Origin of the sequence: Chitinophaga cymbidii (assembly GCF_007992715.1) — a bacterium.
GTDB classification, from domain to species: domain Bacteria; phylum Bacteroidota; class Bacteroidia; order Chitinophagales; family Chitinophagaceae; genus Chitinophaga; species Chitinophaga cymbidii.
In genome coordinates this window covers 117640-140316 of the sequence record NZ_BKAU01000009.1, presented here as the reverse complement: position 1 = coordinate 140316, position 22677 = coordinate 117640, and the positions used below count along the sequence as shown (strand labels likewise).

Annotated in this window: 21 protein-coding genes; 12 read left to right on the top strand and 9 right to left on the bottom strand. The window is 53.6% G+C overall.

The window, feature by feature from the left end; genetic code table 11:
- Window positions 1-48 precede the first annotated feature (48 nt).
- The 3 genes from aroQ to ytxJ form a co-directional block, all read right to left on the bottom strand.
- Window positions 49-468, bottom strand: a complete 420-nt coding sequence (gene aroQ / locus CCY01nite_RS26035) for a type II 3-dehydroquinate dehydratase (protein WP_146867501.1) — start codon at window positions 466-468, stop codon at window positions 49-51.
- Window positions 469-555: 87 nt separating this feature from the next.
- On the bottom strand, window positions 556-1116 hold the full coding sequence (locus tag CCY01nite_RS26030; protein ID WP_146867500.1) for a UbiX family flavin prenyltransferase: 561 nt from the start codon (window positions 1114-1116) through the stop codon (window positions 556-558).
- Between the two features lie 261 nt (window positions 1117-1377).
- On the bottom strand, window positions 1378-1698 hold the full coding sequence (gene ytxJ, locus CCY01nite_RS26025; protein WP_146867499.1) for a bacillithiol system redox-active protein YtxJ: 321 nt from the start codon (window positions 1696-1698) through the stop codon (window positions 1378-1380).
- A 315-nt stretch (window positions 1699-2013) separates the two neighbouring features.
- Between ytxJ and CCY01nite_RS26020 the strand changes: the two genes are divergently transcribed.
- The 8 genes from CCY01nite_RS26020 to CCY01nite_RS25985 all read left to right on the top strand — a co-directional run bounded on the left by CCY01nite_RS26020 (window position 2014) and on the right by CCY01nite_RS25985 (window position 10800).
- A complete protein-coding gene (locus tag CCY01nite_RS26020; protein ID WP_146867498.1) occupies window positions 2014-3381 on the top strand; it encodes a UDP-N-acetylmuramate--L-alanine ligase in 1368 nt (455 codons plus the stop codon).
- A 5-nt stretch (window positions 3382-3386) separates the two neighbouring features.
- Window positions 3387-4163: a 3'-5' exonuclease gene (locus CCY01nite_RS26015; RefSeq protein ID WP_146867497.1), complete on the top strand. Its 777-nt coding sequence runs from the start codon at window positions 3387-3389 to the stop codon at window positions 4161-4163.
- A 38-nt stretch (window positions 4164-4201) separates the two neighbouring features.
- Window positions 4202-4921 carry a polyprenol monophosphomannose synthase gene (locus tag CCY01nite_RS26010; protein ID WP_146867496.1) on the top strand — a complete coding sequence of 240 codons (720 nt, stop codon included), beginning with the start codon at window positions 4202-4204 and terminating at the stop codon, window positions 4919-4921.
- Window positions 4921-5805: a DMT family transporter gene (locus tag CCY01nite_RS26005; protein ID WP_146867495.1), complete on the top strand. Its 885-nt coding sequence runs from the start codon at window positions 4921-4923 to the stop codon at window positions 5803-5805. Before CCY01nite_RS26010 ends, CCY01nite_RS26005 begins: the two co-directional genes overlap by 1 nt.
- An 81-nt stretch (window positions 5806-5886) precedes the next feature.
- Complete coding sequence (locus tag CCY01nite_RS26000) at window positions 5887-8802, top strand: S9 family peptidase (protein ID WP_146867494.1); 2916 nt, start codon at window positions 5887-5889, stop codon at window positions 8800-8802.
- Window positions 8803-8995: 193 nt separating this feature from the next.
- Entirely contained in the window at window positions 8996-9643 is a 648-nt protein-coding gene (locus CCY01nite_RS25995; protein ID WP_146867493.1) for a helix-turn-helix domain-containing protein, read from the top strand.
- A gap of 75 nt (window positions 9644-9718) precedes the next feature.
- Window positions 9719-10189, top strand: coding sequence for a GNAT family N-acetyltransferase (locus tag CCY01nite_RS25990; RefSeq protein WP_146867492.1), 471 nt, complete (start codon window positions 9719-9721; stop codon window positions 10187-10189).
- Entirely contained in the window at window positions 10186-10800 is a 615-nt protein-coding gene (locus CCY01nite_RS25985) for a DUF4230 domain-containing protein (RefSeq protein ID WP_146867491.1), read from the top strand. Before CCY01nite_RS25990 ends, CCY01nite_RS25985 begins: the two co-directional genes overlap by 4 nt.
- 21 nt (window positions 10801-10821) lie before the next feature.
- Here the strand turns inward: CCY01nite_RS25985 and CCY01nite_RS25980 are convergent, their stop codons facing one another.
- Window positions 10822-11541 (bottom strand): hypothetical protein, encoded by a 720-nt coding sequence (locus CCY01nite_RS25980; RefSeq protein WP_146867490.1) that lies wholly within the window; start codon window positions 11539-11541, stop codon window positions 10822-10824.
- A 250-nt stretch (window positions 11542-11791) separates the two neighbouring features.
- On the opposite strand from CCY01nite_RS25980, the gene rbp reads away from it, so the two are divergent.
- Window positions 11792-12112: an RNA-binding regulator gene (rbp, locus tag CCY01nite_RS25975; protein ID WP_146867489.1), complete on the top strand. Its 321-nt coding sequence runs from the start codon at window positions 11792-11794 to the stop codon at window positions 12110-12112.
- Window positions 12113-12251: 139 nt separating this feature from the next.
- Here rbp and CCY01nite_RS25970 read toward each other — a convergent pair whose 3' ends face one another.
- The 4 genes from CCY01nite_RS25970 to CCY01nite_RS25955 all read right to left on the bottom strand — a co-directional run bounded on the left by CCY01nite_RS25970 (window position 12252) and on the right by CCY01nite_RS25955 (window position 15778).
- Entirely contained in the window at window positions 12252-13586 is a 1335-nt protein-coding gene (locus tag CCY01nite_RS25970; protein ID WP_146867488.1) for a dihydrolipoamide acetyltransferase family protein, read from the bottom strand.
- Between the two features lie 40 nt (window positions 13587-13626).
- Complete coding sequence (locus CCY01nite_RS25965; protein WP_146867487.1) at window positions 13627-14874, bottom strand: CinA family nicotinamide mononucleotide deamidase-related protein; 1248 nt, start codon at window positions 14872-14874, stop codon at window positions 13627-13629.
- Window positions 14875-14884: 10 nt separating this feature from the next.
- A complete protein-coding gene (locus CCY01nite_RS25960; RefSeq protein ID WP_146867486.1) occupies window positions 14885-15292 on the bottom strand; it encodes an acyl-CoA thioesterase in 408 nt (135 codons plus the stop codon).
- A 78-nt stretch (window positions 15293-15370) separates the two neighbouring features.
- Window positions 15371-15778 (bottom strand): DoxX family protein, encoded by a 408-nt coding sequence (locus CCY01nite_RS25955; protein WP_146867485.1) that lies wholly within the window; start codon window positions 15776-15778, stop codon window positions 15371-15373.
- Window positions 15779-16090: 312 nt separating this feature from the next.
- On the opposite strand from CCY01nite_RS25955, the gene CCY01nite_RS25950 reads away from it, so the two are divergent.
- The 3 genes from CCY01nite_RS25950 to CCY01nite_RS25940 are packed head-to-tail and all read left to right on the top strand — an operon-like array spanning window position 16091 to window position 21765.
- Window positions 16091-19159: a tetratricopeptide repeat protein gene (locus CCY01nite_RS25950; RefSeq protein WP_146867484.1), complete on the top strand. Its 3069-nt coding sequence runs from the start codon at window positions 16091-16093 to the stop codon at window positions 19157-19159.
- 9 nt (window positions 19160-19168) lie between these two features.
- Window positions 19169-20806, top strand: coding sequence for a TonB-dependent receptor (locus tag CCY01nite_RS25945; protein ID WP_146867483.1), 1638 nt, complete (start codon window positions 19169-19171; stop codon window positions 20804-20806).
- Window positions 20807-20844: 38 nt separating this feature from the next.
- Complete coding sequence (locus CCY01nite_RS25940) at window positions 20845-21765, top strand: HU domain-containing protein (protein WP_146867482.1); 921 nt, start codon at window positions 20845-20847, stop codon at window positions 21763-21765.
- Window positions 21766-21774: 9 nt separating this feature from the next.
- On the opposite strand, the gene CCY01nite_RS25935 is transcribed toward CCY01nite_RS25940, so the two are convergent.
- Window positions 21775-22677 (bottom strand): SDR family oxidoreductase, encoded by a 903-nt coding sequence (locus tag CCY01nite_RS25935; RefSeq protein ID WP_246130057.1) that lies wholly within the window; start codon window positions 22675-22677, stop codon window positions 21775-21777.

The window sequence follows — 22677 nt, the reverse complement described above, 5'->3', positions numbered from 1 at the left end:
TATTTCCGGCGGCAACGTCTTCCTGACCATCATCCGCCAGCCCTCATCCTATTTATCCAGGAAAAACCGCACTCCCAGCGCATATCCCTTCATCCCCAGCCCACATATCACCCCTACCGCCTTTGCCGCGGTCAGCGATGTATGCCGGAATTCTTCCCGCGCATAGATATTGCTGATGTGTATCTCCACCACCGGCGTTTTGATCCCCGCGATCGCATCACGGATGGCTACGGACGTATGCGTGTAAGCGCCCGCATTCAGCAGGATGCCGTCGTGCGAAAAGCCTGCTGCATGCAGGTGGTTCACGATCTCCCCTTCCACATTGCTTTGAAAATAGGTTAATTCCACTTCCGGAAAAGCGGCTTGCAGCGTTTCAAAATATTGCTCGAAGGTCTGGCTGCCGTAAACTTCCGGTTCGCGTTTGCCAAGCAGGTTCAGATTAGGGCCGTTGATGATGGCTATTTTCATCTGTGAATGTTTTATTTTTTAGTGTCAGATGGAACGCCCGGGGTACGCGGGCGTTTCATAATGATAAATTAGAAAGATGAATGTTTTTTATTCTCCCCAACGGAACGTATCCTGCTCCAGCCCCGCCAGGTCTATCACCCGGTCCGTCACCGTAGCCACCACTTCCTCGATGTTCTTCGGCTTGCTGTAGAAGGAGGGCGTAGCGGGACAAATGATCCCTCCCGCCTCGGTCACTGTTTGCATGTTGCGGATATGAACGAGATTGTAAGGCGTATCCCGCAGCACGCAGATGAGCTTGCGGCGCTCCTTCAGCACCACGTCCGCCGCGCGCGTGATCAGATCGTTGGAAACACCGCCGGCAATGCGCCCGAGCGTACCCATCGAACAGGGGCAGATGATCATCGTATTGAACCGCCCGCTGCCGGAGGCAAACGGCGCGTGGAAATCGTGCTGCGAAAATGTGGGGAAGGGCAGTTGCTCAAATCCCCGGTCGTCCAGCTCGGTTTCCCATACGGTACGCGCATTCTCCGTCATCACAATGGCCACCTGGTCCACCTGCTCCTTCAGCGCCGCCAGCTTGTTCAGCAGCTGCCGCGCGTATATGGAACCGCTGGCGCCTGTAACCGCCACTACTATACGATGTTTCATGCAGCAAAGCTACAAAAGAAAGAGGCTGACTGAAAAAGATTTACGCCTTTTCAGTCAGCCTCTCTAATAAGTTATCGGCATCGCCGGCTATCAGCCCATCAGCTCGCGTTACCAGCCATCGCTTCACGGCATCATCAACCGGCCAGTATCGGCTGATTATCTCCATCATCTCTTTACCAGCCACGTTATCATCAGCCCCGCTTCATCAACCCGCCCAACATCAACCAGCCATCTTCCTTCATCACTTTACCGGCCACCCTGTCACTTCTCCGCCAGCTCCTCCATCCTGATCGCCATATGGCTCTCATCATACACACACTCCCCATTCCGGATCACCAGCACCTGCGGCGACTGATGCTCCACTTTGAAGACCTCCGCCACCAGGTTGCTGACCGGACGGTAACGGATCAGATCGAGATAATAAAATTCATATCCTTCGGGAACATCCGATCTCTCCAGCCGGGATTTCACCATGCTGCTTGTTCCGCAGCGGGTACTGTGCTTGAAGATAACCACCGGATGATCAAATGAGCGGGATTGTATCGTCTTCAGCTGCTCCTCACTTTCCAGGTCAATCCACATAGTCTGTTAGCAGTTTTTATCTTTTTCATATTGCACCTTGGTGATCTTCATCGGGCAACCCAGCTTCTGGGAGGCACAGGAAGTAAACATGGCAGCGCATGCTACCATCAGGCAAATTGCACCGATCATACGGTATCCTGATCTCATAAACGTCATTTTAGTGAATAAACGAAATTTCATAGGCTTGGATTATTGGTGATTCGTAATTTGTAATGTTATTTTGCAAATATATAATTTATATTAAAAAAAACAACTCTATGTGTTGTTAACTGCCTGTTATTGACAGCGAAGTTAAGGCACCGGGCATAAAAATCCATGGCAAAGGTACACTTTATAGCGATTGGCGGCAGCGTCATGCATCAGCTCGCCATAGCGCTCAGGAACAAGGGATATGCGGTCAGCGGCAGTGACGACGAGATATTTGAGCCCGCGCGCTCCAATCTCGCCGCGGCGGGCATTCTGCCGGCTACCATCGGCTGGGACCCCGCGCGCATCACCGCGGACCTCGACGCCGTGATCCTGGGCATGCATGCCCGGGCCGATAACCCCGAACTGCAACAGGCTCAGGCACTTGGACTAAAGATCTATTCCTTCCCCGAATACATTTACCAGGAAAGCCGGAACAAGACCCGCATAGCCATCGGCGGCAGTCACGGTAAAACAACCATCACTTCCATGGTCATGCACGTGCTGCGGCAGTGCCAGCGGCAGTTCGACTACCTCGTTGGCGCAAAGCTGGAAGGCTTCGCGCAGTCCGTAAACGTCACCGACGCTCCGCTCATTGTATGCGAAGCGGACGAATATCCCGCTTCCGCCCTGGAAAGAAGGCCCAAATTTCACTTCCTGCACCCGCAGATCGCCGTACTGAGCGGCATCGCCTGGGATCACATCAACGTATTTCCCACTTTCGAAAACTACCTCGAGCAGTTCGCCATCTTCCTCCGCACCATGGAAGCGGGCGGCACGCTGATCTATAATCAGACCGATGAAACTCTCCGCGACCTCGTGGCGAAAGAGGGCGGGCACCTGCAATGCATCCCCTACGACGTGCCGGAACATACCATCATCAACGGCCATACGCGGGTGCGCTTCGGCAATGCCTCTACGGACCTGATGGTGTTCGGCGAGCATAACCTCCTGAACATCCACGCCGCGCTGCATGTTTGCCGCGCGCTGGGCATCGGTGATATTGATTTTCTGGCAGCGATCGCTACCTTTAAGGGCGCGGCCAAAAGGATGGAGCTGGTGGCCCGGAATGAAGATGCCGCTATTTACAGGGATTTTGCCCATGCGCCGTCCAAAGTAAAAGCCACCATACAGGCGCTCCGCAAGCAATATCCCGCGCGAAAGCTCGTGGCGGTGCTGGAATTGCATACGTACAGCAGCCTGAATGCGGATTTCATGGTGCAATACGCCGGCGCGCTGGACCCGGCGGACGTTGCAGCGGTATTTTACAGCGGTCATGCCCTCGAGATCAAACGCCTCCCCTACCTGGAGCCGGACGTGATCAGGAAAGGCTTCGCCCGGAAGGACCTCAACATCCTCACCGAAAGAGCTGCGCTTGAACAGTTCCTGGATAAACAGGACTTCCACAATACCAACCTCCTGATGATGAGCTCCGGTGATTATGAAGGGCTGGACTTCGGAGGATTGAAAAAATATTTACCGGTTCAGAAACCATAACTAATATGTCTGCATTACAACTAACACGCCCATTGGCATTTATCGATTTGGAAACGACTGGCACCAATGTGGCTACAGATCGCATCATTGAATTCGCAATCATCAAAGTGATGCCGGACCGCTCCGTGCAGACAAAGGTGAAACGCATCAACCCGGGCATTCCTATTCCTCCCGCCAGCACTGCCATTCACGGTATCAGCGATGAGGACGTGAAGGACCAGCCGCTGTTCAAACAGGTGTCCAACGAACTGAAACAGTTCATGGAACATTGCGACATCGCGGGTTACAACTCCAACCGGTTCGACATTCCCATGCTGGTGGAAGAATTTCTCCGCGCGGGGCAAACCTTTGAAGTGGACAGCCGCCGTTTTATAGACGTGCAGAAGATATTTCACCTGATGGAAAAACGCACGCTCGGCGCGGCTTACAAGTTCTATTGCGATAAAGAGCTGGTCAACGCGCACAGCGCGGAAGCGGATGCCATGGCTACCTTCGAGATACTGGAAGCGCAGCTCACCCGTTACGATGCGCTGCTGAAACCGGATGTGGACGCGCTGGCGGCTTTCACGAAGGAGGATGATTATGTGGATTTCGCGCGCCGCATCATCATGCAGAACGGTGTGGAGCTCTTCAACTTCGGCAAATACAAAGGCCGTCCCGTCAGAGATGTGCTGAAAGTGGAACCGCAGTATTACGACTGGATGATGAAGGCGGATTTTCCGCTCAACACCAAGCAGAAACTGACGGAGATCTACCACAGTATGATGCTGAAAAAATCATAATATTGCATATCTTCGCCATCCTAAAAATGCACGGCTAATTGGAAAAATTAGTGATCATACCCACGTACAATGAGAAGGATAACATCCGTCAGATCATTGATGCGGTATTCTCCTTACAGCAGGGCTTCCATATCCTCATTGTTGATGATGGCTCTCCGGATGGCACCGGGAACATCGTCCGGGAACTGCAGGCGCAGCATCCGGGCGAGCTGTTCCTTGAAGAGCGCAGCGGCAAGCTGGGGTTAGGCACGGCTTACATCCACGGCTTCAAATGGGCTTTGCAACGGCAGTACGCTTACATCACGGAAATGGACGCTGATTTTTCCCACAACCCGAAAGACCTGATCCGCCTGCATCACGCCTGCGCGCAGGATGGCGCGGACGTGGCCGTAGGGTCACGGTACGTGAACGGCGGCAAAACAGAGAACTGGCCGTGGGACCGTGCGTTGTTATCTTACGGCGCTTCCATCTACGTGCGGCTGATCACCTGGATACCTGTAAAGGACGCCACCGCCGGCTTTGTCTGCTACAAACGCGAAGTGCTCGAAAAAATGGACCTGGACGCGATCAAGTTCGTGGGATATGCGTTCCAGATAGAAATGAAATTCACTGCCTGGAAGCTGGGTTTCAGGATACAGGAAGTACCCATCACTTTCATAGACCGCAAGGAAGGCTATTCCAAAATGAGCAAGGGGATCGTGAAGGAAGGCATATTAGGCGTATTGAAGATCCAGTGGCAAAGCCTTTTTGGTAAATAATGAAACGGGCCTTACTACAACTACATCTCTCCGTATTTCTCGCCGGATTCACCGGCATTCTCGGCAAACTGATCACCCTCAACGAGGGAATGCTGGTATGGTATCGTTTATTGATCACCGTTGTATCGATGTACATTTTGTACCGGTGGAAAGGATTGCTGAAAAAATTACCCTGGAAAGGCATTGTGCAGATCGGCGGCACGGGCTTCATCGTTGCCCTGCACTGGATATTCTTTTACGGCAGCATCAAATACGCGAACGTGTCCATCGGCGTGGTCTGCCTCTCGCTGATGAGCCTTTTCACCGCCATCTTTGATCCGCTGATCACCCGGAAGAAATTCGACAAGGCGGAAATGCTGCTCAGCCTGCTCACCGTTGCCGGCATCTCGCTCATTTTTCATTTTGATACGCAATACCGCACCGGCATCATCCTCGGCATCTTCTCCGCCATGTTCGCGGCATTGTTCACGGTGCTCAACAAAAAGCTGGTGGTGATGTACGATGCGGTGAACATTACTTTTTATGAGCTGGGGATCGGCTTTCTCGGCCTTACGGTGGTGATGCCGCTGTACCTGTACGCATTCCCGGTGGCCTCGCTGCTGCCATCGCTGCGGGACCTGGGATACCTGCTGATATTATCCTGGTTCTGCACGATCCTCATGTATATGCTGATGGTGCATGCGCTGCAAAAGATCTCCCCCTTCACCGTCAATCTCTGCTTCAGCCTCGAGCCCCTGTACAGCATCATCCTCGCTTTCATCCTTTTCCGGGAAAATGATTTCCTGAAAGGCGGCTTCTATGCCGGGCTTGCGCTGATCCTGCTGTCCGTTGCCCTGCAAATGGCGCGCATCTACCGGCAGAGCAGGCGCGGAGGCATGGCCTGACCATTCATCAACTTGTCATGCTTCTTCCCGTACAGATTTGTTATTTTGTGCGGCATAACCAATCAAAAAATCTGCCCGCTTATGACCCGATCTGTTAAATGGCTCGTATCCCTGTCCGTTTTACTGCCCGCCATCACCCACGCACAATCCAAAAAACCGCTGGACCATAGTGTGTACGACGGCTGGCAAAGCATTGGCGTAAAAACGATCAGCAACAACGGCGTATGGACGGCCTATACGGTCACGCCGCAGGAAGGCGACGCCACCCTCGTGGTGCGGAACCTGCAAAACGGCCGCGAAGTGTCCGTTCCCCGTGGGGCCAGTCCCGTTATCACGGAAGACGCCCGCTTTGTAGTGTTCACCATCAAGCCTTTTTTTAAGGATGTAAGACAGGCGCGCATCAAGAAAAAGAAACCGGATGAAATGCCGAAAGATTCCATGGGCATCCTCTCGCTGAACGACCTTGGCATCACTAAAATACCGTTGGTAAAATCTTTTAAAACGCCGGAGAAGGGCAACGGGCTGCTGGCTTATCTCATTGAACGGCCGAAGCCGGATACCGCCGCAAAGCGCCCGAAAAGACCCATCCCGCGGATCATTGATGCGACGGACGAAGGGGAAGATAACCGCGGGAAATTCCTGGCAGATGAAGGGGAAGCGCTTGTTAGCGGCGGACAATTCCCCGCGGACGCGGATAACGACAAACCCGGCGGCCCCGGCAGCGCAGATCCCGGCGATCTTGTGATCCGCAACCTCCGCACCGGTGAAGAAGATACCATCCGCAGCGTCAGCAGCTACACGCTGAGCGAGCCCGGCAATAAAATTGCGCTGGTCATCCATCCACCTAAAAAAGATTCGTTGGCAAAAGCCGGCGTATGGCTCTGGGACGTAGCGAAACGCACAGCCGACACCCTCAGCCGCGGGCACGGCGTTTTCATTCATTTCGCATTTGATGAAAAGGGCACGCAGCTCGCCTACCTCGGCAGCAGGGACAGCGCAAAGGCCCTGCAGAAATTCCATGCACTGTACTATTTCAGGAACGGGCAGGACAGCGCCACGATCACTGTCAGCAAATCCACCGCCGGCATGCCGTCCGGATGGAGCGTATCGGAAAACGGCACGCCGCGCTTTTCAAAGAACGGGGAAAAACTGTTCTTTGGCACCGCGCCCATTCCGGAACCGAAAGACACGAACATCGTGGATTTTGAAGTGGCGAAAGTGGACATATGGCATTACAAGGACGATTTCCTGCAAACGATGCAGCTCAAGAGCCTCAACCGCGATCTGAACATGAATTATACCGCGGTATATTATCCGCGGCAACAACGCATGGTGCAGCTCAACGATGAACAGCTGGAAAGGCTTAGCACGGCGGACGAAGGGAACGCGCTGTACGCCCTTGGCATCACGGACGTTCACCAGCGCATCGCGCTGCAATGGACAGGCAGCACCCTGAAATCCGCCTATCTCGTGAACACGCAAACCGGCGCGCGTAAGCTCGTGAAAGCGGATATCGACGGTATCTTCAGCATCTCCCCGCAGGGCCGTTACATATTGTGGTTCGATATGAAGGCCGGCAACTGGAACAGTTACGAAACCGCCACCGGCATCACCCGCAATATCAGCAGCAACATTCCCATACAGCTCACGGATGAGGAAATAGACATGCCCGACGATCCGCGCCCCTACGGCGCCGCCGGCTGGCTGGAAAACGACCGCTACGTATATCTCTACGACCGCTATGATATCTGGCAGGCAGACCCCTCCGGCAAGGAACCGCCGGTGATGATCACAAAAGGCTTCGGCCGGGAAACGAAGACCGTACTGCGGAATGTGCGGCTGGACAAAGAAGAGCGCTTCCTGAAACTCAAACAAACCCTGCTGCTCAGCGCACAAAATGATTCATCGCGCTTCGGAGGGTTCTATACCGTGAAGCTGAACGATAAAAAAGCTCCGCGGCAGGTGGTAATGGGACCGTATACCTATACGCAGCCGGACAAAGCAAAAGATGCGGACGTATACATTTTCCAGCGCCACAACTACGTGGAATCGCCGGACCTCTTTGGCGGCAGGGACATTGCCACCGCCACGCGCCTCAGCCGCCTGAACCCGCAGCAGGCCAACTACAACTGGGGCACCGCCGAGCTGTTCACCTGGGATACCTACAACGGTAAAACCACGCAAGGCATTCTATACAAGCCGGAAGACTTCGATCCGAATAAAAAATATCCGGTCATTATGTATTTCTATGAAAGGCTGACGGACGGGCTGTACACCTATCAGCCGCCTGCTCCCACGCCTTCCCGCCTCAATATTTCCTTCTTCGTGAGCCGCGGGTACGTGGTGCTGGCGCCGGATATCCGTTATGAAACCGGGCATCCCGGCAAAAGCGCTTACGATTACGTGGTGAGCGGCGCGGAAGCGCTGGCGAAAAATCCCTGGATAGACCGCAGCAACATGGCTATACAAGGGCAAAGCTGGGGCGGCTACCAGGTAGCGTACCTCATCACGGCCACACCGCTGTTCAAAGCAGCCTGGGCCGGCGCGCCCGTGGCCAATATGACCAGCGCCTACGGCGGGATAAGATGGGAAAGCGGGATGAACAGGCAGTTCCAGTACGAGCACACGCAAAGCCGCATCGGCGCAACGTTGTGGGATAAACCGGAGCTGTACATCGAAAACTCTCCCCTCTTCCACCTGCCCAAGGTCACCACGCCTATCGTGCTGATGCATAACGATGCGGACGGCGCCGTGCCCTGGTACCAGAGCATTGAAATGTTCACCGGCCTCCGTCGTTTAGGCAAGCCCGTTTGGCTGCTCAACTACAACAACGATGCGCACAACCTCATGCAGCGCACCAACCGGAAAGACATCCAGATCAGGCAGCAGCAGTTCTTCGATCATTACCTGAAAGGCGCGCCCGCACCGGTCTGGCTGAGCAAAGGCGTTCCGGCCACAGAGAAAGGAAAGAACTGGGGATTCGACCTGGAAGATTGATTATCAACACGCGCATTCCGGAAAGCCTTGCTTTTCAGCGCTTTAATAAACAAAGCCGGGCCACGCTGCCCGGCTTTGTTATTCTCCCGTTAACTGGAAGATTTTCAATATCTTCTATTTTAGTTCAGAAAATTTCTAATCAAAATGATATCTCATATAGTAATTTAACTATATTTACGTAACAATTGATCCTATGAACACCTATATCCTGAAGCCAAAAGATACTTTGCAGCCACTTGTGCAAAAGTATATCGTTCTGCAGAACATCACTTCCGCTGCGGAAATAGCACAGAAAAAGCTTTTTACTTTAGGCAGGCAATACCTGGTATTCACGCAGACCGGCAGTTTGTCGTTCCAGCCGAATGATCATGCTGCTTTTGAATTACCGGAAGCGGCCGTTACTGGCCCTTTTACCTGCGCGGTGAACGCCCGGGTGAATGGCCCGCTGAATGCCGTGATCGTGCAGCTGAATGAATATGCCAGCCACCGCCTGATGGGCATCAGCATGGAATCGGTGACCAATTACTTCCGCGATCTCACGAAGGTGGACATGCAATGGCAGAACATCGCCAACCAGCTGCATATGACCGCCAACCTGGAAACCATCACCGCGATCCTGAACAACGCGCTGGAAAACCTGCTGCCAAAGCAAAGCACTTCCCTGCGCCAGGTAGATGAAATGGTGGATTACCTCGCCGCGCAAAGAGGACAGGTACGGATGCTGGAACTGGCGCTGCGCTTCAAAACCAGCCGCCATACCCTCGAACGTCAGTTCATGGAAGTGACCGGCCTTACACCGCAATTGTACACCCGCCTGCTGCGCAGACAACGGTACGCATAAAAACACTCTCAGAGTACGGAATATTTAAGAAACGCCGGATCGCACGATGCACCGGCGTTTTCGTATTTTTAGGCCATGCAACACTATGAACACGCCCGGAACGGTTACCGGATATCGACGGACAAACAGCTGCTGAACATCGCTGTTATCATGCAGTATCTGTCAGACGAATCTTACTGGGCGAAAGATATTCCGCAGGCGCTCGTGGAAAGGTCCATCGAACATTCGCTTTGCTTTGGCGTTTATGAAGGCACGGCACAGATCGGCTTCGCGCGGGTGGTGACGGACAAAGCGACCTTCGCTTACCTGGCGGACGTGTTCATCCTTCCGGAATGGCGCGGGCAGGGGCTTTCCAAATGGCTGATGGAAGTGGTCCTCGCCCATCCCGACCTGCAGGGCCTCCGCCGCTGGCTGCTTGCCACGATGGACGCGCACGGCCTGTACACACAATTCGGTTTTACACCCTTAACAGAGCCCGAACGGATGATGCAGCGGAAAGCGCAACACACGTATTCGGAGCTAAAACAATTGAACGCAAACACATGAAAAAGATCATCACCTGGCTGGTCGTTATCCTGTTCATCATCCTCATCTTCTGGCTCGGCCAGCGGTCCGGTTCCCGCACCGTGAACGAACAGGTGCTCTCCAACAGCCTGATCGTTAGGGAAATAGCGGAATTGTCCAGCCTCGAAGTGCAGGGCACCGCCTCCATCAAACGCAGCAACGTGGAAAACAGCGGGGGGTGGACGGACAACCTGAAGAAGGTCTTTGCTGAAAATACGATCTGGGTATCCGTGCCTTATACCGCCAAATATGGGGTGGACGTGAATGAAAAGAATTTTAAAGTGGACGTGCAAAAGAAAAAGGTGCTGGTGACCCTGCCCGCGCCGCAGCTGCTCAGCTACGAGCTTCGCCTCAACAAGATGGAAACCGCCAACAAAAAAGGCTGGCTGATGTTCTCCGATGACGAAACGTACACCGACGTACAGAAAAAGCTCTACGAAACATCCCGCGCGCAGCTGGAACACAACAACGTTTACATGGAGCAAAGCAAGGAAAAGATACGCAAGATCATGGCGCAGTATTATGCGCCCTTTGAGCTGGAAGTGGAAGTGAAGTTCGGGAACGAAGCGCCGAAGGCGATCAGGCTGGATTGATGCGCCAATATTTCCTTCAGATCAGGCTGGATTGACGGTGATGTACTTCACCAGGCAACGCTTCGCCACCGGCAGCAAAGTCTCCGCCACAGGGAACTTCAGCTCGGTTTCCACCGTGTACACCGCCGGGTTGGGCAGCTCTTTCCGGTGACGGATCAGGTCGGTTTTAATGCGCTGGTCCGTTTGCACCAGGCTGCGCGAATAAGTGCTGATATACTGCGTGTGAATGCCCCTGTATTTTTCATCGTGCCGTTCGAATATGGTAAGCCGGTATTGATACACCAGCGTATCGCTGTAATGCCCGTCGTTCAGCAGCATGTACCCTTCATGAACGTCCAGCGGGATCAGTCCCACCGGCGTGATGCTCAGCTGGTCCTCCACAAACTCATAGATCTCCGTGCCCTCGCGGATGGTGCTGTCCATTTTCCCCAGCGCGTATTGCATGATGCTTTCCAGCTCTTCCATCAGCTCGTTGTCTTCGATCATCTGCTCGTATAAAAGCTGCAGGCGTTCCAGGTTAACAGCTGTAAGGCGCTTGGGAAATTGCTGCTGCAAATACTCTTTGTTATCCCTGAATGCCCGGAGGTTGTTGTAGTGGAAAATAACGTCGCCAAGCTGGGGGTACAGCATATTGCTGTTGAAATAACGGTTGATCTCTTTCAGGTAGGCGAGCAAGGTGTATTTTTTCAACTCAAAATCGATGTAACCCTCTGCAAACCATGTGTCACTCAATGCTTTCATAACTCCGGCCAATTTGTGCAGGCCCTATCTGAATTTACGAAAAAAACTAATATCTGCCGTGTATCCGGGGCGTATATTCACATTTTTTTACCTGTTATATAATGGTCCGCGCCCTTTGCTGTATTGCTTTGCATAAGTTTTATCCTTTATGTAAAAATCGGCTGAAACCCTTAAAAATAAAGGGACCTATTTTTTTATTGAGTTAATTCCTTAACTTCAGTATTATTTTTCATTTTTTAATTTTTTTATCATGAACATCTACGTAGCCAACCTGCACTACAGGTTGAACGATGAAGACCTCCACCAAATCTTCAGCGAATTCGGTCAAGTAACCTCTGCAAAAATCATCAAAGATCACGAAACCGGTCGCTCGCGTGGTTTTGGATTCGTTGAAATGCCCAATCAGGAAGAGGGTACAAAAGCTATGGAGAGTCTGAATGGTAGTGAAGTGGAAGGCAAACAACTGATGGTTAACGAAGCTCGTCCCAAACAACCCAATAGTGGTGGTGGTAACAGAGGCGGCGGTGGCCGCGGTGGCTACGGTGGCGGAGGTCGCGACCGTCGTTATTAATCTTACTTTAACTATTTCGACATAAAAAAGGCTTCCGTGCACGGAAGCCTTTTTTATATGTGGGTACGATTTTACTAGGGGTATGCTATGGGTGATCCATGGACGATCTATGGATCATCCCCGGATCTGATGCGGCTTATCAATACTCTTTGGCCGGATCAAAATGCTCCAGTTCTTCCGCTACGGCGCTCAGGAACGTTGACCCCAGCGAACCGTCTACAATGCGGTGATCGTAAGACATGGAGAGGTACATCATATGGCGGATGGCGATGGAATCGCCCTGGGGCGTTTCTACCACTACGGGGCGCTTTTTGATAGCCCCTACCGCCAGGATGGCTACCTGCGGCTGGTTGATGATCGGCGTACCGGTGAGGCTACCGAAGGTGCCTACGTTCGTGATGGTGAAGGTGCCGTTCTGCGTATCCTCGGGTTTCAGGCGGTTGTGACGCGCTGCGTTGGCGAGGTGGTTCACCTGTTTGGTGAGGCCCACGAGGTTGAGGGTGTCCGCATTACGGATCACCGGCACGATGAGGTTGCCGCTGGGCAACGCGGTGGCCATGCCGATATTGATATCTTTTTTCAGGATGATCTTGTCACCGTCCAGCGAACAGTTCACCAGCGGGAACTTCTTGATGCACTTTACGATCGCTTCCACGAACAGGGGCATGAAAGTGATCTTCTCCCCTTCCCTTTTTTCAAAATCCTTTTTCACGCTCTCACGCCAGCGCACCAGGTTGGTCACGTCGGCTTCAGCGAAGCTGGTAACGTGCGGGCTGATCTGCTTGCTTTGCACCATGTGGTTAGCGATCAGCTTGCGCATGCGGTCCATTTCAATGATCTCCACATTGCCGCCGTAGCTGTTGGAGGCGGGGATGGTGGTGAGGTGGTTGCCGGTGGATGCCTGCACCTGTGGCGCTTCGCGGATCACTTCGGGTTCCTGTATATGGCCGCCGCCGGCTGTGCGGTTGGCGATGTATTCGAGGATGTCTTTCTTGGTCACCCGGCCTTCATTGCCGGAGCCGGGGATCTTTTCCAGCTCCGCAAAGCTGACGCCTTCCTGCTGTGCGATGGTGAGCACCAGCGGAGAATAGAACCTGGCGTCGCCGGAGGGCGCTGCCGCGGGTTCAGCACGCGGGGCCGGCACGGCCTGGAACTGCGTTTCGGGTTTGAGAGACGGAGCTGCCGCGGATGCAGGCGGCGGCGTGGCGGGAGATGCGGCCACTTCAGCGTCCGCTTCCGTGCGCACCCGCGCGATCACCGTTCCTACCGGCACTACATCATTCTCATTGTAAAGGATCTCGGTGATCTCGCCTTCTGCAATGGAAGGCACTTCACTGTCTACTTTATCCGTAGCGATCTCCAGCACTGTTTCATCCACCTTCACCATGTCTCCGGGCTTTTTATGCCAGCGGAGGATCGTAGCTTCCATAATGCTCTCTCCCATTTTGGGCATCACCAGTTCGACTATTGCCATATTTCGTGGTTGTTTTTGTAAAAGTCAAAAATAAGGGAAATTATAGTTCCAGCCATTTCCGCAGCTCGTTCATTGCCGCCACGCAGGTCATGGAGATGTTGCGCGCGCGGTCGTAGCGGAAATGATGTTTCTTTGTATGGATGTTGTTATGCCCGCCCACAGCGATCCACACGGTGCCTACGGGCTTCTCCGCGCTGCCGCCGTCCGGTCCCATAATGCCGGACACGGCCATCACGCAATCCGTTCCCAGCACCTTCAGCGCGCCGGCCGCCATTTCCCGCACCGTTTCCTCGCTCACCGCGCCATATTGTTCCAGTGTAGCGGCCTGCACCCCGAGCACGTTCATTTTCACTTCATTGGCATAACTCACCACGCTGCCCTTAAAATACGCCGAGCTGCCGGCAATGGCGGTGATCTGGCTGGCGATGGTCCCGCCGGTGCAGCTTTCCGCGGTGCCTACGGAGAACCCTTTGGCCTTCAGCTTCTCCGCGAGGATCACGCTCATCGGCAGATCCGCTTCCGCTACTACAATGTCCGTCAGCAGGCCGCGCATCTTCATAAACTCCTTATGCAGCTCCGCCGCGGCGGATATTTTGTCCGGCGCCACCGTGGTGAGGCGCAGCTTGAGCAGGCCATAGCTCGGCAAATAAGCGAGCTTGATATGCGGCGGCAGCTGCGCTTCAAAATCCTTTATCTTTTCCGCTACAAAAGATTCCCCCATGCCGGTGGTGATCAGCGTATGATGCAGCAGGGCCGGCGTTTCAAAACGTTCCTGCAAACGCGGGACCACTTCATTTTCCATCAGCCCCTTCATCTCGAAAGGCACGCCGGGCATGGACACATATATCTTTTCATCTTTCTCAAACCACATCCCCGGCGCTGTTCCGCGTTCGTTGCGGAGCACGGTGCACACGTCCGGCACCAGCGCCTGGTCCACATTCCGCTGCAGCACCGGCAGCCCGCGGCTTTCAAACATCTGCATAATACGCTGATACGTATCTTCATCCCGCACCAGCCTGCCGCCGAAATAATCGCAGAGCACCGGCTTGGTGATGTCATCTGCCGTAGGCCCGAGCCCGCCGGTGATCAGCACGATATGCGAGCGTTTCCCTTCTTCTTCCAGCGCGGCGATGATCGCCTGCCGCTCGTCGCCCACGGCAATGCGCCGCTGCACCCAGAAGCCGGCATGGTTCAGCTCCTGCGCCATCCAGGCGGAATTGGTATCTACGGTCTGGCCGATCAGCAACTCGTCTCCGATGGTGATGATGCTGACTAGTATCTTTTCCATATTGATCGCATTAAAAATAAGGAGCCAGCTTCTCGCGCAGGGCTTCCGGCATGTTCATTCTCTTTTTGTCCTTTGCATCGATGAAGGCGAGCGTGGTCACGCCTACATTCAGCAGCTCTCCTTTGTGGTTGTACAATTCCGAATGGAACTGGATCTTGTGGTTGGAAGGGAGTTCTTTTAGTATAGTCTTCACCGTTATAACGTCGTCGTAATACGCGGGACGCAGGTATTTGACCTGCAGCTCGGCCACGGGCATGATCACGCCTCTTTCTTCCAGCTCCCGGTAAGTGAAGCCCAGCTGGCGGATCGCATCTGTACGCCCCACTTCATAGTACAATGCATAGTTCCCGTAATAGAGATAGCCCATCTGGTCGGTTTCGCCGTATCGCACCCTGATATCGATCGTTGTACTGTACATAATGCAAAAAGGAATTTGAAGGTGTAAATGTAGGATATTCCTGCATCCACCTCCAAATCCCTTTTTTCTTTTATGGCTTTACTTGCCGATAGCGCCGTCTACAGAGTATTTACCCGGACCGGTGATCAGGATGGCAATGAAAGCAAAAAGGTACATGTACGCCATTTCTTTTTTCCCGAGCGGATCTGCGCTGTGTATCACAAAAATGATCACCAGCATGAGGATGATCAATGGAACAGTGGCCCAGCGCGTAAGCAGGCCCAGCACCAGGAACGCTCCGCAGAAAAATTCCGCGAAGATGGTCAGCCCCAGCGCTACGTTCTGCCCGAGCCCGATGGGATCTGGGAACTTTTTCACATATTCCGAGAAGTTCATCAGCTTCGGCCAGCCGTGGGTCATGATAAATCCGCCAAAGCAAAGGCGCAGTAACAGTTGTGACAAATGAACGGCTCCATTCGAAAAGCGGGTTGATAGTAGTTTGCTCATAGTTCGATAATTGGTTTGATTCTTGTTAAATACACTGCTTTTGGAAAAACGGGTTCCTGCGTCAAATTTAGATAGATTTTAATATATATGCGCGTAAATTTCAAAATTTGAATAGTTATCCACATCTAATATTTTATCCACATCGCGTTCATAACCTGCGCAGCCGGAAAACTGATTAAACTTTTATATTTGTCCGGTTTGTAAATCCCCCGATCTTTGCCAATTTTAGCGGAATGCGGCGCAGCCTGCTTTCGTAATAATTTCGGCTTCGCGCCGTTTAAAACAATAATTACAGGAAATAACATATAAAGCATGAAGCTATTCACTCGAAAGAACTTCTCCCTTCCACCGATGCATGTATTCCTTCTGCTTGCCGGCTTAATGGGTGCAACGGCCGCACAGGCCCAGCAAACACGGGTTTACACGGAGCCCGACAAGCTGTTCAAGGAAGCACAGCAATTATACCGCGAAGGGAAATACGCCGTATCCATGCAATTGTTTAAACAAACGATTGACCAGATCGGGTATTTCCAGGAAACCAACCGCTCCCTCGTCAATACGGACGCACACTACTATTATACCATGTGCGCGCTCAAACTGCAAAATGCGGACGCGGAAAAGAAAGCGCTTGAATTTATCAAGGCTTTCAACAACAGTGCAAGGGAACAGCTGGTGAGCTTCCAGCTCGCGCGTTTTTATTTCCACCGCAACAAGCTCACGGAAGCCATTCCCTATTACGAAGCCGCGAGCATCGACAATCTTTCCAATGAAGAGATCGCGGACATGAAATTCGAGCTGGCCTATTGCTACTTTAATGTAAAGGATTTCAAAAAAGCACAGCCGCTTTTTGCTTCCATCAAGGAGATTCAAAATAAATACTACATCCCCGCGAATTACTACTACGGCTTCATCTCCTACTACAACAAACAGTACGATGCGGCCCTCAGCAGCTTCCAGCGCGTGCAGAACGAGCCGAAGTACAGCACCGTGGTGCCTTACTACATCGCGGAGATCTACTACTTCCAGGGCAAACGCGATCAGCTGATCACTTTCGCGGAACCGCTGATCCGCAAAGGCAACCTGTACTACGAAGCGGAACTGAAACAGCTCGTGGGACAGGCTTATTTTGAAAAAAGAGAGTATCAGAAAGCGCTTCCCTATCTCGAAGAATATCATGAGAATGCGGAAGAAGTGCGGAAAGAAGATGTATACCAATTGTCTTACACCTATTACCAGACAGCGAACCTGGACAAAGCCATTGCGGGCTTCAAGCAGCTGAGCAGTGAAAAGGATTCCCTCGGCCAGAACTCCATGTACCTGCTGGGTGACTGCTACCTGCGGACGGGACAGAAAGCAAACGCGCGGAACGCCTTCGCCTTCAGCGCGCGCAACAGCTCCAACCCGAAGCAGCAGGAAATTTCCCGCTTCAACTACGGCAAACTGTCATTTGAACTGGGCTACCAGGACGTGGCCATCTCCGAGCTGAGAGGTTTCCTGGACAAATATCCCAACTCCGAATACATCAAGGAAGCGCGCGAAATTCTCGTGCAGCTTTTCGCCAATACAAACAACTACCGCGAAGCGATAGCCCTGCTGGACATGCTGCCGGAGAAAAGCCAGGCGGTATTGCAGGCTTATCAGAAAGTAGCGTATGGCCGCGCCACGCAGCTGGTGAACGACCAGCAGCTGGCCGAAGCGGACCGCCTGCTGGACATCTCGCTCGCCAATCCCTACGATCCCCGCATCGTGCAGCTGGCGCAGTTCTGGAAAGCGGAGATCGCACTGCGGCAGAATAATCCGGACAAAGCCATCAACAGCCTGCGCGCTTACTTCAACACCGGCACCACACCGGTATCCGGCGAAGCGAACGTGCAAACGGCCAGCTACAACATGGGCTACAGCCTGCTGAAAAAAGAACAGTACACCGAAGCGCTCCCCTACTTTGAAGCCGCGCAAAGGACCAGCGGTCCCAATGCAGGCCGCATCACCAACGACGCGCTGCTGAGAATGGCGGACTGCTACTACATGCTCCGCGACTTCCCGAAAGCGCTGGCGCTGTACGACCGCATCATCGGCTCCGGCGAACCGGGCGCGGATTATGCCACCTACCAGAAAAGCATCATCTACGGCATCCAGGGCAAGCATACGGACAAACTGAACCTGCTCAAGCAGCTCGCACAACAGTATCCCAACTCTAATTTCAATAACGATGCGGACATGGAGATCGCGGAAACCTATCTCAGCGATGAGCGTTTCAACGAAGCCATCCCCTATCTTAAAAATGTGCTGCAGAAGCAGCCCGAAGGCGCGAACGCGCCGAGGGCGCTGCTGAAGCTCGGCCTCGCCTACTTCAACACCAACCAGGGCACTACCGCCATGCAGTACTTCCGGCAGGTGGTAGAGAAATTCCCGAACTCCTCCGAAGCGAACGACGCCCTGCAAAGCATCCGCGCCATTTATGTGGACCAGGGCAAGACCGATGAATATCTTGCGCTGCTGAAAGCCGCCGGTAAAACGGTGACAGCCTCCGCGGAAGATTCCATCAGCTACGCCGCCGCAGAAACCCGCTTCAGCAGCGGCGATTGCGCCGGCGCAGTGACCGCCTTCTCCAATTATCTCCAGCGCTATCCGGAAGGACAGTTTGCGCTGCAGGCCAATTTCTACAAAGGAGAATGCCTCTTTAACAGTAAAGACTATCCCAATGCATTGCAGGCATACGAAGCGGTGCTGAGCCGCGGCGCCAGTCCCTTCGCGGAAAGGGCCGCCTTGCAGGCTGCCTACCTGAACTACTACCAGGTGAAGGATTACGCGAAAGCCAAAGGTTACTACCAGCAACTGCAAAGCCTCGCCACTACCAAAGAAAACACGCTGAACGCCACCCGCGGCCTGCTCCGCAGCAGCTACCAGCTGAAGAACTGGGAAGACGTGCGCTTCCAGGCCGAAACGCTGCTCTCCGCCGCCAATATCAGCACGGACGACCAGATCATCGGGCATTTCTACCTCGGCAAGGCGCAGCAGGAAAAGCAGCAATATGACGAAGCCATCAGCGAATACAAGATCGTAACGGGACTGACCAAATCGGAGATCGGCGCGGAAGCGCGGTACGGCATCGCGAAGGCTTATCTCGATAAAAACGATCTCGCGGCAGCGGAGAAAGCCGGCTTTGATGTGATCAAGAACACCTCGTCCTACGAAGTGTGGACGGCCAAAGCGTACATTCTGCTCGGCGATGTGTACCACCGCCAGAAAGACTACTTCAACGCCAAGGCCACCTTCCAGAGCATTGCGGAAAACTGCCCGATACCGGAGCTGAAAGCCGAAGCGCAGGAAAAACTGGATAAAGTGGAAGCAGAGGAAAAAGCAGGATCGAAAATCAAATAATATTAACCGATGAATATACATATCAAACATATATCCGCCCTGGTTGTTTCCTTCGCACTGCTGCAGCAAACGGCATTCGCGCAAAAGGATACGCTCAAACAGGAAACCATCGATATCATTTCAAAATACCAGCCGAAGCTGCGCGATGCGGCCAAGCTGAACCTCACCGCCTCCCTGCCCGCCATCGACACTACCCGTCCGCGGCTCGGCTACCAGGTGCCCGCGCTGAACCTTTACTTCATGTACCAGCCGGTGCCCATCCGCCCGCTGGCGCTCGGTAAAGACACGTCTTCGCTGAATCTGCAGAACAATTATATCAAGGTGGGATATGGTAATTACCAGACGCCGCTGATCCAGGCCGGCTTCGGTACGGGACGGAACGACAAGTACAACCTCGGCGTTTTCTTTAATTACACGTCCTCCAAAGGCGACATCGAGCACCAGGACGTGTCCACGCTCAATGTACTGGGCTCCGGTACCTACTTCTCGCCCCTGCTGGAATTTAACGGCAGCATCGGCTACAACCGCAACCAGCTGCATTATTACGGTTACGACCACACGCTGTACCAGTTCGATAAATCCGATATCAACCAGGCTTTCAATGAAGTGATCGCAAAGGTGGGCGCGAAGAACAGGCCGCAGAACGACTGGGCTTTCCAGTTCAATCCGCAGGCGGAGTTCATCATCTTCGGTGATTCGTATAAAAGAATGGAAAACACTTTTGTGCTGAAAGCGCCCATCCGCAAACAATTGTTTGAAGATATCTGGATCAAGGCGGAAGGGATTGCCGACCTGAGTACGTTCAAGGAAGACAACAACGAATCCGTGAACAACAACGTGGCGGCCATCCACCCCGCGGTGGAGATCACCAAACCGGGCTTTGTGCTGCATGCCGGCGCCAATCCAACCTGGACCAACGGCAAGTTCTACCTGCTGCCGGACATCGTGAACGAATCTCACCTGATCCGCAAAAAGCTGATCCTCAGCAGCGGATGGATCTCTTACATCGACAAGAACAATTACCGCAACCTGGCTAACAAAAATCCGTTCATCGGCAGCTACAACAGCGGCATACTCAACACCCGCGTGGAAGAGAAATATACCGGCATCAAAGGCACCCTGGGCAGCCATCTGTCCTACAACACCAAATTCGCCGCGGTGACCTGGTACAACCTGCCGCTCTTTGCGAATGATTCGATCGACGGCAAGACCTTCTACACCCGGAACGAAGAAGAGCTGCGCGCCTTCCAGGTGCATGCGGAAGTGGGCTATATACAGGAAGAGAAATTCCAGGCGCGCGTGAGTGTGGACTGGTACAACTTCACGAAGCAGACCACGGAAGTGAAGCCCTGGCACATGCTGCCTTTCCAGGCGAACCTCTATGCGCAATATTCTTTCGGGAAGAACTTCCACCTGAACGCCAACCTGTACACGCTGAACGGCAGCTATTACCGGATACACGCCACCAACGATTTCGGTAAAACGAAGTCGGTGCAGGACCTGAATGCCGGCGCTACCTATAACATCGGCAAACATTTTAATCTCTGGGCTACGGCCAATAACATATTCAGTTCCAAATACCAGCGCTGGTACGGCTATCCTTCTTACGGCTTCAATGTGGTGGGAGGGGTGACGGTTAAGTTTTAAATGTGTAAACTTGCAGTCAAATTGACGAGACCATTATAATGCTACAGCAATACATCACAGAAGTACTTTTCAAACAGCAGGCCTGCTCCGTTCCGCAGGTAGGCACTTTCACCATCCAGCACATCCCGGCCCATTTTTCTGTGGTGGACCAGCTGCTGACCCCGCCCCGCCAGCAGGTGACGTTCGAATCCCGGTGGGAAGACGACGGCTCCTGCCTGCACTGGATCTCCCAGCGGGAGAACCTGATAGAGAGCGTAGCGGCCTTTAAAATGGACAAATACCTGCAGGACTTCCGGGAAAGCCTGCAAACGGGCCAGCCGCTGGACCTGCCGGGCATCGGCTCCCTGCGCCTGGACGCCCTCGGCCAGATCCTCTTCACCCCGCAGGAACTCCCCGACCTCTGGCAGCCCATTTCCCTGCAACCCGTGCTCCGCCCGGACGTAGCGCCCAAAGTGCTGCAGGGCAATACCGAAGTAGTGAATCACGAAGTAGTAGAACATACCACCGTAGTGCCGGAAGAATTTGAAAGCCAGGGCCGCTTCAGATGGTGGTGGGTAGCCGTGCCGGCCGTGGTGATCGTTGCCGGCGTCAGCGCCTGGCTATTGAAAGATCAGTTATCCGGCTACAGCGTGGTGACAACCACTCCCCCAACAGACACGCCCGCCATTGCGGCCGTGCCCCCCATACCCGTGGTAGACACGCCTGTAGTAGCCGCCGCGCCGGTGAGCGACAGCATCGATTATCTGGTGGTATTCCAGACCTTCCGCCAGCGGGAAACCGCGGAAAAGAGCCTGCAGAAAAGAATTGCCTGGGGTTATCCGGAAGTGGTGCTGTATACTTCTACTGATTCTTCCAGCTACAGCCTGGCGGTTCCTTTCCGCACATTGCCCGCGGATACGCTGATGGCGCTGGATTCGGTGAAGACGAGGTTCAACATGCCGGTGCATATTGAGAGATGAGAATGATTTTTATTTACCCAGCTGCTCCACTACGATCTTCAGCCCTTCTTCAAAGCTGTGCGGTGTGAAACCCAGTTCCTTTTCCGCTTTTTCAATCACGAAGCCGGTTCTGGCGGGTCTTTTAGCGGGCTGCTTGAAGCCCGAGCCGTCTACTTTCTCGAGCAGTTTCGTTTCCAGGTCCAGGTACCCCGCCACTTGCACCGCCATGTCGTACGGCGTGAGCATATCTTTTCCGGAGAGATGAAAAACGCCTTCGGCGCGTTTGTCGATGATGAGCTTGCAGCCTTCGGCGAGGTCCTGCGCGAGAGTGGGCGTGCGCCATTGATCGTTCACCACTTTCAGTTTTTTCTTTTGTTCGAGGTTGCTTTTCACCCAGGTGATGATGTTGCTGCGGCGCGGATCGTCCGCCACGCCGTATACCAGCACGGTGCGCGCAATGGCCCATGCGGCTTTCGACTGCTTTACGATGCGTTCGGCGGCGGCTTTGCTGGCGCCGTAGTAGTTCACGGGGTTGACGGGATCATCTTCCCGGTAAGGCCCGGCCAGCCCGTCGAATACAAAGTCCGTGGAAAGGAAGAGAAAAAAAGCGCCTGTTTTTTCAGCGCCCTGTAATAGATATCGTGTAGCCGTGACGTTTACCATCCAGCAGGCATCCTTGTTGCGTTCACAGTCATCCGCCTGCGTCATGGCGCCGGCATGGATGATCGCATCGGGCTGGCTTCTTTCTATCAATCCCTTCACCGCGGCTTCGTCCGCCAGGTTCACCGATTCATATTTGTAACCCGCCTGCTGGCGAAGCCGGTTGGCTCCCCTGCCGGTGGCAATTACTTCATATTCGGGCAAAGCCGAGAGGCGTTGCACCAGGTATTGGCCCAGGAGCCCGTTGCTCCCTGTGATTAATACTTTCATCAT

What these genes read in the sequence shown, in the direction of transcription:
- aroQ (WP_146867501.1), bottom strand. Translation starts at nt 468, where the DNA reads ATGAAAATAGCCATCATCAACGGCCCTAATCTGAACCTGCTTGGCAAA.
- CCY01nite_RS26030 (WP_146867500.1), bottom strand. Translation starts at nt 1,116, where the DNA reads ATGAAACATCGTATAGTAGTGGCGGTTACAGGCGCCAGCGGTTCCATA.
- ytxJ (WP_146867499.1), bottom strand. Translation starts at nt 1,698, where the DNA reads ATGTGGATTGACCTGGAAAGTGAGGAGCAGCTGAAGACGATACAATCC.
- CCY01nite_RS26020 (WP_146867498.1), top strand. Translation starts at nt 2,014, where the DNA reads ATGGCAAAGGTACACTTTATAGCGATTGGCGGCAGCGTCATGCATCAG.
- CCY01nite_RS26015 (WP_146867497.1), top strand. Translation starts at nt 3,387, where the DNA reads ATGTCTGCATTACAACTAACACGCCCATTGGCATTTATCGATTTGGAA.
- CCY01nite_RS26005 (WP_146867495.1), top strand. Translation starts at nt 4,921, where the DNA reads ATGAAACGGGCCTTACTACAACTACATCTCTCCGTATTTCTCGCCGGA.
- CCY01nite_RS26000 (WP_146867494.1), top strand. Translation starts at nt 5,887, where the DNA reads ATGACCCGATCTGTTAAATGGCTCGTATCCCTGTCCGTTTTACTGCCC.
- CCY01nite_RS25995 (WP_146867493.1), top strand. Translation starts at nt 8,996, where the DNA reads ATGAACACCTATATCCTGAAGCCAAAAGATACTTTGCAGCCACTTGTG.
- CCY01nite_RS25990 (WP_146867492.1), top strand. Translation starts at nt 9,719, where the DNA reads ATGCAACACTATGAACACGCCCGGAACGGTTACCGGATATCGACGGAC.
- CCY01nite_RS25985 (WP_146867491.1), top strand. Translation starts at nt 10,186, where the DNA reads ATGAAAAAGATCATCACCTGGCTGGTCGTTATCCTGTTCATCATCCTC.
- CCY01nite_RS25980 (WP_146867490.1), bottom strand. Translation starts at nt 11,541, where the DNA reads ATGAAAGCATTGAGTGACACATGGTTTGCAGAGGGTTACATCGATTTT.
- rbp (WP_146867489.1), top strand. Translation starts at nt 11,792, where the DNA reads ATGAACATCTACGTAGCCAACCTGCACTACAGGTTGAACGATGAAGAC.
- CCY01nite_RS25970 (WP_146867488.1), bottom strand. Translation starts at nt 13,586, where the DNA reads ATGGCAATAGTCGAACTGGTGATGCCCAAAATGGGAGAGAGCATTATG.
- CCY01nite_RS25965 (WP_146867487.1), bottom strand. Translation starts at nt 14,874, where the DNA reads ATGGAAAAGATACTAGTCAGCATCATCACCATCGGAGACGAGTTGCTG.
- CCY01nite_RS25960 (WP_146867486.1), bottom strand. Translation starts at nt 15,292, where the DNA reads ATGTACAGTACAACGATCGATATCAGGGTGCGATACGGCGAAACCGAC.
- CCY01nite_RS25955 (WP_146867485.1), bottom strand. Translation starts at nt 15,778, where the DNA reads ATGAGCAAACTACTATCAACCCGCTTTTCGAATGGAGCCGTTCATTTG.
- CCY01nite_RS25950 (WP_146867484.1), top strand. Translation starts at nt 16,091, where the DNA reads ATGAAGCTATTCACTCGAAAGAACTTCTCCCTTCCACCGATGCATGTA.
- CCY01nite_RS25945 (WP_146867483.1), top strand. Translation starts at nt 19,169, where the DNA reads ATGAATATACATATCAAACATATATCCGCCCTGGTTGTTTCCTTCGCA.
- CCY01nite_RS25940 (WP_146867482.1), top strand. Translation starts at nt 20,845, where the DNA reads ATGCTACAGCAATACATCACAGAAGTACTTTTCAAACAGCAGGCCTGC.
- CCY01nite_RS25935 (WP_246130057.1), bottom strand. Translation starts at nt 22,677, where the DNA reads ATGATGAAAGTATTAATCACAGGGAGCAACGGGCTCCTGGGCCAATAC.